The sequence below is a fragment of the Tautonia marina genome (assembly GCF_009177065.1).
In the GTDB taxonomy this organism is placed as follows: domain Bacteria; phylum Planctomycetota; class Planctomycetia; order Isosphaerales; family Isosphaeraceae; genus Tautonia; species Tautonia marina.
In genome coordinates this window covers 377834-391395 of the sequence record NZ_WEZF01000002.1, presented here as the reverse complement: position 1 = coordinate 391395, position 13562 = coordinate 377834, and the positions used below count along the sequence as shown (strand labels likewise).

At 62.8% G+C, this 13562-nt stretch carries 13 protein-coding genes; 2 read left to right on the top strand and 11 right to left on the bottom strand.

Annotation, left to right across the window (positions count from 1 at the left end):
• Positions 1-10 precede the first annotated feature (10 nt).
• From GA615_RS04125 to gatC, 5 genes are all read right to left on the bottom strand, one after another.
• Positions 11-1039, bottom strand: coding sequence for a phosphotriesterase family protein (locus GA615_RS04125; protein ID WP_152049985.1), 1029 nt, complete (start codon positions 1037-1039; stop codon positions 11-13).
• A gap of 22 nt (positions 1040-1061) precedes the next feature.
• Positions 1062-1967: a sugar phosphate isomerase/epimerase family protein gene (locus tag GA615_RS04120; RefSeq protein ID WP_152049984.1), complete on the bottom strand. Its 906-nt coding sequence runs from the start codon at positions 1965-1967 to the stop codon at positions 1062-1064.
• A gap of 63 nt (positions 1968-2030) precedes the next feature.
• The gene (gatB, locus tag GA615_RS04115; protein WP_235905068.1) at positions 2031-3530 is read right to left on the bottom strand and encodes an Asp-tRNA(Asn)/Glu-tRNA(Gln) amidotransferase subunit GatB; all 1500 of its coding nucleotides are present in this window, start codon (positions 3528-3530) and stop codon (positions 2031-2033) included.
• 6 nt (positions 3531-3536) lie between these two features.
• Complete coding sequence (gene gatA / locus GA615_RS04110) at positions 3537-5033, bottom strand: Asp-tRNA(Asn)/Glu-tRNA(Gln) amidotransferase subunit GatA (RefSeq protein ID WP_152049982.1); 1497 nt, start codon at positions 5031-5033, stop codon at positions 3537-3539.
• A gap of 84 nt (positions 5034-5117) precedes the next feature.
• Complete coding sequence (gatC, locus tag GA615_RS04105) at positions 5118-5405, bottom strand: Asp-tRNA(Asn)/Glu-tRNA(Gln) amidotransferase subunit GatC (RefSeq protein WP_152049981.1); 288 nt, start codon at positions 5403-5405, stop codon at positions 5118-5120.
• 268 nt (positions 5406-5673) lie between these two features.
• Here gatC and GA615_RS04100 point away from each other — a divergent pair, with 268 nt between their 5' ends.
• Both GA615_RS04100 and GA615_RS04095 read left to right on the top strand, forming a co-directional pair.
• Complete coding sequence (locus GA615_RS04100; protein ID WP_152049980.1) at positions 5674-6978, top strand: bifunctional UDP-N-acetylglucosamine diphosphorylase/glucosamine-1-phosphate N-acetyltransferase GlmU; 1305 nt, start codon at positions 5674-5676, stop codon at positions 6976-6978.
• A gap of 107 nt (positions 6979-7085) precedes the next feature.
• Positions 7086-7589: a pyridoxamine 5'-phosphate oxidase family protein gene (locus GA615_RS04095; protein WP_152049979.1), complete on the top strand. Its 504-nt coding sequence runs from the start codon at positions 7086-7088 to the stop codon at positions 7587-7589.
• Between the two features lie 55 nt (positions 7590-7644).
• Here GA615_RS04095 and prmC read toward each other — a convergent pair whose 3' ends face one another.
• From prmC to GA615_RS04065, 6 genes are all read right to left on the bottom strand, one after another.
• A complete protein-coding gene (prmC, locus tag GA615_RS04090; protein WP_235905067.1) occupies positions 7645-8523 on the bottom strand; it encodes a peptide chain release factor N(5)-glutamine methyltransferase in 879 nt (292 codons plus the stop codon).
• 4 nt (positions 8524-8527) lie between these two features.
• Positions 8528-9595 carry a peptide chain release factor 1 gene (prfA, locus tag GA615_RS04085; RefSeq protein ID WP_152049978.1) on the bottom strand — a complete coding sequence of 356 codons (1068 nt, stop codon included), beginning with the start codon at positions 9593-9595 and terminating at the stop codon, positions 8528-8530.
• A gap of 148 nt (positions 9596-9743) precedes the next feature.
• Positions 9744-10043 (bottom strand): type B 50S ribosomal protein L31, encoded by a 300-nt coding sequence (locus GA615_RS04080; RefSeq protein WP_152049977.1) that lies wholly within the window; start codon positions 10041-10043, stop codon positions 9744-9746.
• Between the two features lie 167 nt (positions 10044-10210).
• Positions 10211-10993: a TlpA family protein disulfide reductase gene (locus tag GA615_RS04075; RefSeq protein ID WP_152049976.1), complete on the bottom strand. Its 783-nt coding sequence runs from the start codon at positions 10991-10993 to the stop codon at positions 10211-10213.
• A 211-nt stretch (positions 10994-11204) separates the two neighbouring features.
• Complete coding sequence (locus tag GA615_RS04070; protein WP_161602158.1) at positions 11205-11810, bottom strand: redoxin domain-containing protein; 606 nt, start codon at positions 11808-11810, stop codon at positions 11205-11207.
• A 424-nt stretch (positions 11811-12234) separates the two neighbouring features.
• On the bottom strand, positions 12235-13554 hold the full coding sequence (locus GA615_RS04065) for a sensor histidine kinase (RefSeq protein WP_152049974.1): 1320 nt from the start codon (positions 13552-13554) through the stop codon (positions 12235-12237).
• Positions 13555-13562: the final 8 nt, after the last annotated feature.

The following is a 13562-nucleotide window of genomic DNA, read 5'->3' as shown; positions in this document are numbered from 1 at the left end:
TCGCTGGGAGTCAGGTCGATGCCTTCCGCACCTTCACCGTGAAGGCGTCGGCCGGATGCTCGACGATCAACCGCCGAAGATCGTTATTCGCAAACCCCTCGCGTTCGAGTGCCGGGAGGAACTGGGTGAACAGGGTGTCGAAGGGACGGAACGTTCCCCCGCCCGGTTTGCCGACGTGATACCAGCCGGCGTCATGCGAGAGGAGGACGCGATCGAGGTGCCCCGCCTCGGCCATGGATCGAACAAGGCCAATATGCTGGTTGATGCTTTGCGGTCCGATGCCGTCGAACTCGACCCACGCGCCTCGTTCGGCAGCCTTGAGGTGGAATTCGGTGGCCGGCTCGCTCTGGGCATGAACCCAGATGAACGCCGAGGGGCTGACCCCTTCCGCCTCAATCAGGTCGAGTTCTTCCATCGCCGCTCGCCCGTCTCCGGTGTGGGCGGCGATGGTCAAGCCGGTGCGCAGGTGAGTGATCGCGGCGGCCCGGACGAGCGTCCGGCTGAGCTTTGGTAATGGCCCCCGATCGACGCCGATCTTGAGAAAACCGGGCCGGATTCCGGTGTCCTCGATGCCGTTCTCCCATTCAGAGGTCCAGCGGTTGGCCAGTTCCTCGGCCGAGTCGTGCCGGGCGTGTTCAGGAAGGTGTTTCCCGCCGTTGGCGTTGTAATAGCCTGAGTTGGTCAGGAGGTGCATCCCGGTCGCTCGGGACAACCTCGCCAGGAGCAGCGGATCTCTCGCGAGGTAGGCCGGGGTGCATTCGCAAAGGGTGCGGCACCCAAGGTCGCGAACCTGTTCCAGAAAGGGCAGGACGGTGTCGAAGACCTCATCGGCGTCGTATCGCTCGGGCGAGGCAATCTCTGCTCCAGCGAAATCGACGAGCAAGTGCTCATGAGGGAGGGTGACCCCCATCTCAGCCGCGTCGATCGGGCCGAGCACGGTCATCATGATCGCTCGATCACCAGATGATTCACTGGCCTCTCCGCCCGGAGAGGCCAGCGCTAGCGCAGTGATCGACCGGAGCAGGTCGCGTCGGTTCATCGTCCGCTCCGTGATCAAGGAATCAGGCCATGCCGAAGCAGCGATCCATTCGAGCCGCGACGTCTTTCAGGTACTCGGCGTCGCCGCCGCGCAACTCGGCAGTGGCCCATCCTCGGTAGCCAATCGCGTCAAGTGCCTCGGTGACGGCGGGCCAGTCGACCGAGCCTTCGCCGAGCGGAACATTGAAGCCCTTGCCGAGCCCTTCATTCATCATGATGTCTCGGCTGTATTCCTTGACGTCGAGTTTGACGATCCGATCGCCGAGCACCCGGACCCACTGCTCCGCCCAGCCGTAGCGGATAACGTTTCCGATGTCAAAATAGGCGCCAACGTGGTCGCTTTCGAATTCGTCGATGTATCGAGCGAATTCGAGCGGGCTGAGCAGGAAATTATTCCAAACATTTTCAAAAGCGATGGTGATTCCGGATTCTTCCGCCTTCGGCAGCAAGGTGCGGATCTCGGCCTGAGAGCGTTCGTACGCTTCGTCGTAGCTAATTGACTCGTTGACGACCGCCGGGACGAGCAGGACGGTGGTGCCGCCGTAGGCTTTGCAATCGTCGATCGCGGTCGTCATCCCGGCGACGGTCTTGGCCCGGACCTCGGGATCGGGGTGAGACAGGGGGCTGGCCCAGTGGGTTGAACAGACACAGCCGTGGATGATCAGGCCCGATTCTTCCTTGGCACGCAGGACCTCGTCGAGTGGCAGATCGTTCGGGCTATCCATGTCAACGCCATCGAATCCGCACGCCTTGATGAGCTTGAACCGCTCGACAAGCGGCAGGTTCCGAGGCGACATGCCGATCTTGATCGCCTTGCGGAAGGGGGGCTTGGCGTCATCCTGAGCGGCGCCGGAGGGACGAATTCCGGCGGTCATCGCTGCGGCAAGGCCAAGGCCGGAGGTGCGGAGAAATGAGCGTCGGTGGGTCATGGGCGTCGAGCTCCGAGGGGTCGGGATGATTGATCGGAAATGCCACGAACGAGCCTTCAAGACTTAATGCCCGAGTTCTGTAAGTCGAGCTTCGAGCAGTTCAACGACCAGTTCCGGGTCGGCCTTGCCCTGCGTTTTCTTCATGACCTGGCCACGCAGCCATCCCTTGACGGCTTCGGGCTTCTTCTTGCCACCGGCAAGGTCTTCGAGCGCCTTCGGATTCGCGTCGATCGTCTCGGCGACGACAGCGGCCAGAGCGTCTCGATCCCCGATCAGGCCGTATCCCCCTTCGGCAATGATCGTTTCGGCAGCTTGGCCGGTGTCGATCATCTTGGAGAGTACTTCCCGGCCTTGATTGGTGTTTAGTTCTTTGCGCTTGACACGCTTGATCAGGTCAGAGAGCGAGGCGGGGTCGACATGCAGGTCGCTCAGGCCGATCTTCTTCTCTTTGATGGAGCGGAGGATGTCTTGCTGGATCCAGTTGCTGGCCAGCTTGGCTTCACCGGTTTCCCGGGCGACCGCGTCGAAATAGTCGGCGACGTCTTGCCCCTGCTCGACGAGGACGTTGGCATCGTACGCGGAGAGCCCATATTCGGACTCAAAGCGAGATCGTCGAGCCATCGGTAGTTCGCCGATCTCTTCGCGGAGCCGAGCGATCCAGGCGTCGTCCACCTCGACGGGCACGAGATCGGGTTCGGGGAAGTAGCGGTAGTCTGCGGCGGTTTCTTTCTGGCGCTGGGGCTTGGTGATGCCGTCGGGGTCGCTCCAGCCGCGGGTTTCCTTGTGTGCGTCGTGAATGGTGAGCCCGTCGTCCTTCCACTTTTCGAACTGACGTTCGACCTCATAGTGGAGAGCTTTTTCAACAGCACTAAAGCTGTTCATGTTCTTGATTTCGACGATCGGCGTGGCGATTTTGGTGCCGTCGTCAGTGCGAATGTGAAGATTCACGTTTGCGTCGCAGCGAAGGCTGCCTTCCTGCATTTCGCAATCGGAAACGCCAAGGTAGCGAAGGGTGAGCCTCAGTTCTTCGAGACATCCGCGAGCGTCTGCCGGATCGCGGAGATCGGGTTCGGTGACGATTTCCAGCAAGGGGACACCGGCGCGGTTGAGGTCCACTTCCGACATGCCGCCGGCGGCGTGGATCATCTTTCCCGTGTCTTCTTCCAGGTGAATGCGGGTCAGGCGAACGCTGCCACCACCACCACCGTCCTTGCGTTCGGGGATCGGCAAGGAACCGCCGGTACTGAAAGGGAGATCATACTGGCTGATCTGATAATTCTTCGGCAGATCAGGATAATAGTAATTCTTGCGGTCCCACTTCGTGAATCGGGCGATCTCCGCTCCGAAAGCGAGGGCTGTTTTCAGCGCAAGATTGAACGCCTTACCGTTCATTACCGGCAAGGTCCCCGGCAAGCCGAGCGAGACCGGGTCGGTCTGCGTATTGGGCGGAAGGCCGAATTCGGTGCCGCAACCGGAGAACATCTTGCTCTCGGTCTGCAACTGCACGTGAATTTCCAGGCCGATGATAATGTCGTATTCCATGATTGTTTCTGTTGCACCCATCAGTACTCAATCCAACTTCGGCCGTTTGGTGTGCCAGTCGGTAGCGCGCTCGAAGGTCCGGGCGGCGCGGAGGAGGGTTTCCTCGGCGAAGGCGGGGGCCTGAAGCTGGATGCCGATGGGCAGGCCCGATTTCGAGAGCCCGCCAGGCAGGCTGATACCGGGAATCCCAGCCAGGTTGGCCGAGCCGGTGTACACGTCGAGCAGGTACATGGCCAGCGGGTCGCTCACCTTCTCACCGACCTTGAAGGCGGGGACGGGGCTCGTCGGGCCGAGGATGACGTCAACGTCCTGGAAGGCCCGATCGAAGTCGTCGCGGATCAGGCGGCGGACCTTCAGGGCCTGGACGTAGTACTTGTCGGCATAACCGGCCGAGAGAACGAAGGTGCCGAGCATGATTCGCCGCGTAACCTCGGGACCAAATCCCTCGGCGCGGGAAGCCATCATCATGCGGATCAGGGCGGGCAGCTCGCGTTCAGCGTCGGTTTTCGGCTCGAAGTCCTCGGCGCGGTGACCGAAGATGGTGCCGTCGTAGCGGGCGAGGTTGCTGGAGGCCTCGGCCGGGGCGACGATGTAGTAGGCCGGAATCGCCTGGCTCGTGTTCGGCAAGGAGATGTCGGAGACGGTCGCCCCTTCGGCTTCGAAAACGCGGGCGGCCTCTCGAACCACGGCCTCGACCTCCGGGTCGAGCCCTTCGGCGAAGAATTCCCGCGCAATCCCGACACGCAACGGGCGATCGGCCTTCGCCTCGATCGCCGAGAGATAATCTGGCACGGGCAGGTCGACGCTGGTCGCGTCCATCGGGTCTCGGCCGGCGATGACCGAAAGCAGGCGGGCCACATCGGCCACTTCGTGTCCGAACGGGCCGATCTGGTCGAGCGAGCTGGCGAATGCGACCAGGCCGTATCGGCTGACCCGGCCGTAGGTCGGTTTCAGACCAACCACACCGCAGAGGCTCGCCGGTTGCCGGATCGAGCCGCCGGTGTCGCTGCCCAGCGCCGAAGGGGCGAACGAAGCGGCCACGGCCGAGGCGGCTCCGCCCGATGATCCGCCGGGGGAACGATCCGGGTCCCAGGGATTGCGTGCCGGACCGTAGGCGCTTGTCTCGTTGGACGAGCCCATCGCAAACTCATCCATGTTGAGCCGGCCGAGCAGAATGGCATCGGCGGCTCGCAAGCGCTGGATCACGGTGGCATCGAACGGAGGGCGGTACGAGGCGAGCATCTGGCTGCAACAGGTGGTCAACTCGCCTCGGCGGCAGATGTTGTCCTTGATTGCAATCGGAACACCGGCCAAAGGGCCGAGCGGCTCGCCGCGCTTACGGCGGTCGTCGATCGATCGGGCCTGTTCCAGTGCGGGGGCCGGATCGAAGTCGATCAAGGCGTTGAGCCGGCCGTTGTGGGCTTCGATTCGACGGATGAAGGCCCCGACCGCCTCCTCGCTCGAGAAGGTGCCCGAGTGATAGCCGTTCAGCAAGCCGGAGAGAGTGGCGCCCAGCGGGTCCATGAACGGAGTGATCCTGTCTCAAAAAAAGTAGAAGCGATCGCGGGAGGATCGAGGCGGTCAAAAAACGCCCGAGTGGTCGGTCTGTTACTGCAGAACGGCGGGAACGAGGAACGCCTCGTGATTCCGCTTGGGGGCGTTGCTGAGGGCTTCGTCCCGAGGGAGCGACTCGGTGCGCCGGTCGTCTCGAAACACGTTGCGGACCTCAACTCCATGAGCCAGCGGTTCGACGCCCGAGACGTCCACCTGTTGAAGTTGTTCGACGTAGTGGACGATCTCGTTGATCTGTTCCGTATAGGTTGCCAGTTCGTCTGGTTCGAGGCGAAGGCGGGCCAGCAGGGCGACCTTGGCGACATCCTCGGGACTGAGGTTCATGGGAGAGGCTCCCGTGCGGGCAATGGCGTGAGGGACCGTATCGTGTGGGGTCGTGTTCCGACGGATGGAATGCGGCCACTATACGGGACGATCACGGACCACTCAAGGTTCACGACCGATTGCCACGCAGGGTGAGTTGGTTTGACCCGCTGATCAGACCCCGCTAGCATCATTTCACAAGACTCCGAAGTCACCATTGAGAGATAACACGCCGAGCGTCCGGCTGGTCGATCGGTGTCTGGTTTCGCTGACCCTTTTGAGGCGAACAATGCAAGGTCCGGTCGCGATCATCCTGGCAGCCGGTCAGGGCAAGCGGATGAGATCCGAGCGTGCCAAGGTGCTGCACGAGGTCTGCGGACAGCCGATGATCCGCTATGTCGTCGAGGCCGCTCGGGGAGCCGGGGCGCGGTCGGTCATCGTGGTCGTGGGCTTCGGGGCCGATCAGGTGCGGGACGCCCTGGCCGACGAGCCCGACGTCTTCTTCGCCGTTCAGGAGCGACAGCTCGGGACCGGAGACGCGGTTCGTGCCTGCCGATCCTTGCTGGAGGACTATTCCGGGCCGGCCCTGGTGCTCGTCGGTGATGAACCGTTGCTGAGAGCCGAACCGCTGGGAAACCTGCTCGAACGCCAGCGCTCCGAGCAACTCGTTTGCCTGATGGGAACCGCCGTCTTGCCCGATCCGACCGGATTCGGCCGGATTCTCCGCGACTCGGCCGGCCGATTCCTTCGAATCGTCGAGCAACGCGACTGCACCCCCGAGGAAGCGGCGATTCAGGAGATCAACCCGAGCTGTTACGTCTTCGAACTGCCCGCGCTCTGGGATGCACTCGATCAGCTCGACACGACCAACGCCCAGGGGGAATACTATCTCACGGACGCTCCGGAACTGTTGATCCAGATGGGGCGATCCGTGGCCGCCTTGCCGGTGCTCGATGCCGAGGATGTGCTGGGGGTAAACACCCGCGAGCATCTGGCCGAGGCACACGTCGTAATGCAGCGACGGATCCAGTCGCGGTTGATGGATGAAGGAGTGAGTATCGTCGACCCTCGAAACACCTCGATCGACGGCCGGGCGGTGATCGGCCCCGACACGACGATCTTCCCCTTCACGGTCATCTCGGGGACCGTTCGGATCGGCCGCGATTGCCGGATCGGCCCATTTGCCCATCTCCGCGACGGCACCGTGCTGGAGGACGGCGCGGAGGTCGGGGCCTTCGTCGAGGTCAACCGCTCGACGTTCGAAGCCGGGGCTCGGGCTCGTCATCTGGCCTACCTCGGCGATGCCATCGTCGGGGCCGGAGTGAATGTCGGCGCGGGGGCGATCACGGCGAACTTTGACGGGAAGACAAAGTCGCAGACGGAGATCCGAGAAGGGGCCTTCATCGGCTCAGGAGCGATCTTGGTCGCTCCCGTCACGATTGGGCCAGAGGCTACGGTCGGAGCCGGAGCGGTGGTCACGAAAGGCAAGGATGTGGCCGCGGGGCAGACGGTCGTTGGGGTTCCGGCCCGACCGCTGGGTGCGTCCGGCTCTTCGGAATCCGACTGGGGCGATCACCGAGACACTCGGCGTTGATTTGGGCCGGAGCCGGTGACGCCAGGACAAGCTGAACTTCCGTCTGGCACACCGGTTGCTCTCTCGATTCGCGTGTTCGCCCAAACTCCGAACCGGGAGAGTCCATCATGGCAGCTGAGTCCACGCAACGAGAAGACCTTCAGAAGCTGGAAGACCTGATCACAGAGCTTGGGGTCGCGATGCTTGCGACCGTCGAACCGGATGGCTCACTCCGGAGTCGGCCCATGCACACCCATCTGGACGGGCCGTTCGATGGGACGCTCTGGTTTTTTACCAGAGACCATGCGCCGAAGGTTTTCGAGATTGATCGTGATCGTCACGTAAATCTGAGTTATTCTTGCACAAAGTCACAAAAATATGTGTCTTTGTCGGGTCTGGCCCGGTTGATCCACGATCGTGACCGGGCGGAGCGAATGTGGTCGCCGGCCTACAAAGCCTGGTTTCCGCAGGGGCTGGACGACCCCGAGCTGGCCTTGATTCGCGTCGAGGTCGAGAAGGGGGAATACTGGGACACCGCTCCTGGAGCGGTCGTCCATGCCGTTGGTTACCTCAAGGCCGCGATGACCGGCAAACCACACACCCCGGCCGGGCATGAGAAGGTTCAGATCTGACACTTAATCGATTGGAGCCGCGAGCGAAGCGGACAGAAACGCTCGCGGCTTCAAATCACTCCGATCGGCGTTGGGCCCGGAGCACCCTGGGGTGCCCGGCCCCGTCTCGGACGGTCGGAGCAACCTGAAGTTCGGCTCGGGATTCGAGCAAGGCCCGCACCGGTGCTTCTTGATCCGAGCCGATTTCGAGCAGCAGATGGCCGCCCGGCTTGAGCAGGGGAACCGCCTGCTCGATCAATCGGGTGACGATCCGCAAGCCGTCGGGGCCACCGTCGAGCGCCTGGTGAGGCTCGAAATCGCGGACGCCGGGCTCAAGGGTCGGGATCACGTCGGTCGCGATGTACGGCGGGTTCGAGACGATGGCGTCGAACGGTCCTTGATTGGCGGCCGAGTCGAGTAAATCGCCCTGAACGAACGTGATCCGATCGGCCAGGCCGATGCGATCGGCGTTTCCCTGTGCGATGGCGAGAGCCTCGGGGCTGAGGTCGATGGCAATGACCTGCGTGTCGATTCGCTGATGGGCGATCGCCAGGGCAATCGCTCCGGAGCCGGTTCCGACATCGACGACCCGAGGGGTGGTCTTGCCCTTCAAGGCGTCAAGGGTCTCCACCACCAGGAATTCGGTGTCGGGCCTCGGAATCAAGACGGCGGGCGTGACCGTCAGCGGCAACGAGAAGAACTCCTTGCGGCCGACGAGGTAGGCGACCGGGGCACCCTCGGCTCGTTTGCGGATCAGGTCGCGGTACGAGGCCCGATCGGCCGAACCGACTTCCTCGTCCCACTGGGTGTAGAGTTTGACCCGATCGGTCTGGAGGACGTGGGCCAGCAAGACTTCAGCATCCAGCCGGGGACTTTCCGACCCCTTGTCGCGCAGGAATCCCTGCGTCCAGGAGAGCAATCGGCCGATGGTCCAGGGCTCATCGCGTTCGGCCACGGGTTCAAAGCTCCCCGAGTTGCTCGTGTCGGTCGTGATCGATCAGGGCGTTGGTCAAGGGGTCGAGGTCGCCGAGGATGATGCGGTCGAGGCTGTAGAGCGTCAGGTTGATCCGGTGATCGGTGACGCGGTTTTGCGGGAAGTTGTAGGTTCGGATGCGTTGCGAGCGGTCACCGGAACCGATCAGGGACCTCCGTTGCTCGGCTCGCTCGGCGTTGGCACTTTCCTGCATCTGATCGAACAGGCGAGAGCGGAGCAATCGGAGTGCCTTCGCTCGGTTTTTGTGCTGGCTACGCTCGTCTCGGCAAACGACGACGATCCCGCTCGGAGTATGAGTGAGCCGGACGGCGCTCTCGGTCTTGTTCTGGTGCTGGCCACCGGGACCTCCGGCTCGCATGACATCGATTTCGAGGTCTTCGGGCCGGATCTCGATCTCGACTTCCTCGGGTTCGGTCAGCACGGCGACGGTCGCGGCCGAAGTGTGGATGCGCCCCTGCGTCTCGGTCGCGGGGACGCGCTGGACGCGGTGGCCGCCGCTCTCGAACTGAAGGTGGCGGTAGGCCCCCTCTCCGTTAATGGCGAAGCTGACTTCCTTGGCTCCACCCAGCTCGGTCGGGTTCAGTTCCAGGAGTTCGAACGACCAGCCCTTCGACTCACAATAGCGGCGGTACATTTCCAGGAGGTCGCGGGCGAACAGGGCGGCCTCATCGCCGCCGGTCCCGGCCCTTATCTCCATGATGAGGCCCGAGCGGTCGGAACCGGCCACGCGGTCGTAAATCAGGTCGCGAAGGGTCTCGGCGATTTCGTCGCGCTGGGCGCGGAGCGATTCCAGCTCGGCCTCGGCATAGGCACGCATCTCGTGATCCGATTCGTCGAGGGCCATGGCCTCGGCCTCGGCGATCAGCTGGCCGAGTTCCAGGTAGCGGCCGTAAGGCACGGCGGCTTTGGCCAGGGTGCCACGTTCCTTGGCCAGGGCTGAAACCCGAGCCGGGTCGGACGCGACGTCTGGATCAAGCAGCGCCTGGTCAACTTCTCGAAAGCGACGATAATCGGCCTGGAGTTTCTCAAACACAGCGACAGACGCCGATCGGAAGGACTGAGAAGGAAGCACGCCCGTCGAGAAACGATCAACGGCCCGCCGTCGCGGCTATCGCACCGGCAACACGGTGCCGGGTCGAGAAGCCGATCGGGGCAGGCCGCTGATGAGGAACGATACGGGACTAGCTTTCCGAAGCTTCGGTGCCGGCCTCGGCCTCGGCGCCCTTGCGGCCCTTGCCGTAGCGTCCCTGGAACTTACGGTTGAACTTGTCGACCCGACCGGCGGCATCGACGAACTTCGTCTTGCCGGTGTAGAACGGGTGCGAGGCGCTGGAGACGTCGACGACGACCAGGGGGTACTCGACCCCGTCGATGGTCTTCTTCTGGTTGGTCTTGATCGTCGACCGGGTGATGATTTCGAAATCGCTCGACGCGTCGTGGAAGACGACGGGGCGATAGTTGGGATGGATGCCTTCTTTCATCGGGCGTGGGTCCGGCCGGGAGACAGGCGAACGACGGCCCCCCGCACACCGGGCACGGGGGGCCGATTCGTGGTCAATAGAACGCTATCGTATCGACAGGAGGCAGGATTGGGGAAGGGGTATTGTCCCTCGAACCCCGAAGTGAGGCGCTTCCGAGTGACTCGGGCTCACTGGGCTTCGAGCAACTCGGCAACCTTGGCCTCGACTTCGTCGTAGGTGAACTGGTTGTCCGGGTCGTCGTAGGTAAAGCGGGCAACCTCGTTCCCTTCGCCGTCGTAAAGGAAGACGGCCGGGATGGTCGTGACGTTGAAGGCTTCGAACGACTCGAACAGGAGCTGCCCGTGCCGAAGGTTCTCGATCTTCGAGACATCCATCGCCGAGAGGAATCGCTTGGCTTCCTTGATCTGGGCCTCGTCGATGTCGTCCACCTCGGTGCCGGCGTCGAACGACAGGGCGATGACCTTCAACCCCTTGTCCTCGAAGGAGCTTGCCATCTCCAGCACGTGCGGGAAATTCTCCTTGCACGGGTCGCACCAGCTCGCCCAGCAATCGACGAGCGTTAAGGGGGCATCGCTCTCGGCAATGTGGGCCTTCAGCTCCTCGTAGGTGACAGGCTTGAGTTCGAGATCGGCGGTGTCCGAGGGCTCGGGTTCCGCAGGCTCCGCCGCCGGTTCGGGCTCGGGGGCCGGTTCGGGCTCGACCGGAGCGGGTTCGGGGGTGGGAGCCGGAGCGGGTTCGGGCTCGGCCGGCGGCTCGACGACGGTGGTTTCTGCCTCGATCTCGAGGGTTTCGGCGGGTTCGCTGTCACCCGGAATCTCAGGGCTGACGACCTCATCGGGGGTTGGCTCGATGGCATCGCCGGCCGGTTCGGAGCAGCCGAGCAGGCAGACAGCGGCGGAGAAGGTCGCCAGGGTCAGCCAGGTGGTGAGCGGTCGGGCGGGTTGGATCATGAATCGGTCCTCCGGGGGGTGGGCGCTGGGTCGGAGTGGCTGAGGGTGGTTCGGCTGGAAGTCTGTGGACCATTGGCCCCAGACCGAGCCTGGCTGGAAACGAAGACCGCCCGCCGCCGGGGGATGGTCCGACGACGGGCGGAGGGTTCGATCAATTCACGTTGCTGTTGCGGAAGACCGGATCACCAGGGGTCATCCGATCACAACCGGCTCACTTGCGCTTGTAGACGACACCGCAGCCGATGGCAGGGGTTTCCTTGACCTCGACCTCTTCGCCGGCGAGCAGGGCATCGACGGCGTTGGCGACGAAGTTGGTTTCGCCCGGCTCAACCTTCAGCGGGTTGCGGTACATGGCGCCCATGTAGCGGATGGTGCGGTCCTTGTCGAGGACGAAGAACTCAGGGGTCTTGGTCGAGCCGTACTTGCGGCCGATTTCCTGGCTCTCGTCATAGCCGTAGGCGTAGAGCGAGTTCTTTTCCTTGACCCACTCCTTGATCTGCGGCAGCTTGTCTTGCGGGTGGTCGTTGACGCTGACGCCGATCAGCTTGACGCTCTTACCCTGGTAGTTGTCCACGAAGTCGTTCAGGTGGTCTTCGATCGCGACCACGTAGGGGCAGTGGTTGCCGAGGAAGACGAGGACAACGACCTCTTCCTCAACATCGCTCAGGGAGATGGAGGTGTCCTGGCCCTTGTAGGTGGCCGGGATGCCGGAGAAATCGGGGGCCTTCTGCCCGATGTCGACGGTCTTGTTGTACTCACCGGCCACGGCGGGAACGGCCAGAGCCAGGGCAACGAGTCCGGAGACAAACATGCGCATCGGTGCAAGCTCCTCTGTGTTTCGGAAAAAAAAGAAGGATCGAGTCGAGTGCTGGTCGGGGGTTAAGTTGACACGACCTGATCCTGTCGAAGTGTTGAGGTACGACACCTGATCATCCAAGCGGGGCCAGTCCATCCCTCGGGGCCCCGTTGGTTCCGCTCCATCAGTCACGGCCAGATAAAAGCCGCCGGGAGATTCGCTCAGTGAAAGTGAGGCGTCGGTTCGGGTCGAACCGGCCTCGATTTTTCGGTTCGGTTCGCGTGTTCGATGAAGTTCCCGCGAGACATCGGTCAGCCTAGCTCTGTGAGCTCGTCGCGTCAATCGACTGCCTTCCGGGCTTCTCGATCACGAGGCTTGCTACGATCCAAGGCCATCGAAGGTTCGGTGATCGGCAAAAATTTTTTTGAAGGGGCGATTCCCGGCATCACGACCCTGGGGGACGTGGCAGTCTCACCGTGAAGGTGCTGCCGGTGCCGACGATGCTCTCGACACTGATCTCTCCATCGAGCGATTGGATGAGATGTTTCACGATCGCCAGGCCCAGGCCCGTGCCTCCCTGCGATCGGCTTCTTGCCTTGTCGACCCGATAGAACCGTTCGAAAATCCGAGGGATGTCGTCCCTCGGAATTCCGGAGCCGCTGTCGGTCACGGAAATTGTGACCCGTTGGTCGTTTGCCCAGGTTGAGACGCGGATCGATCCCCCCTCGGGGGTGTACTTGATGGCATTGTCGATCAGGTTGTCGAGAATCTGTCGAACCGCTTCCTCTGCCGCCCGCACGCGGACCGAGTCGTCCAGATCATCCACCTCGGCGACGAGCGTCTGGTTGCGTGCTCTTGCCCTCGCTTCGTGCGATTCGATGCTCTCGCGGACGACCGGCCCAAGCGCCATCAGCTCAAATTGAAACGGCTCTTGCCCCGATTCGAGACGGGCCAACCGAAGCATGTCCTGGACGAGGTTGTCGAGGCGATCGACCTGCTCGTTGATCTGGTTCAGCAGGGTGACGTTGACTGAATCGTCGTGCAAGCCCCAGTCGAGCAGGGTTTCCGTATTGACCTTGATCGCCGCCAAGGGGGTTTTCAGCTCGTGCGAGGCATTGGCAACAAAATCCTGCCGCATCCGCTCCAGGCGTCTCAGGTCGGTCACGTCGTGTAAAACGAAGACCGCCCCCGAGGGAGGAGAGCCGGGCAGGGGGGTTCCATGAACCGCGATGATCCGCTCCTGATCGCTGGCCAGCGGATTTCGACCGGCAAGCGTCAGCTCGGCCCGATAGGCACTCCGGCCGGCAAGGGTGGTCTCGACCGCCATTTGGATCAGAGGGCTCCGCACCAGCTCGGCCACGAGTCGGCCGTCCGAATTTCCGGCGATCTGAAACATCCGCTGAGCGGTCGGGTTTGCAAACAGGAGCCGTTGCCGCGCATCGACCGCCAGCACCCCCTCGTTCATCGCACTCAGAACTGCGTCGAGCTTGCGGCGATCATCCTTCAGCTGGGCAATCCGGCTGGAAAGATCGACCCCGGCCCGGTTGATCCGATCGGCCAACTGTTCCGAGGCTCCCGCCATCTGCGCCTGGACGCGGCGCATCGGCTGCCCTTCGCCCAGGGCTTCGATCGCCAGGGTCATCTGCTCCAGCGCCTTGCGGTTCCGCATCCAGATCAGAAGGACAAGCGCGAGCAATCCCACCAGAACGATCAGCCCCATCACCGCGCTTTGGACCGACCAGGACTCGGGTATCACGTGAGACATTCCCCGGG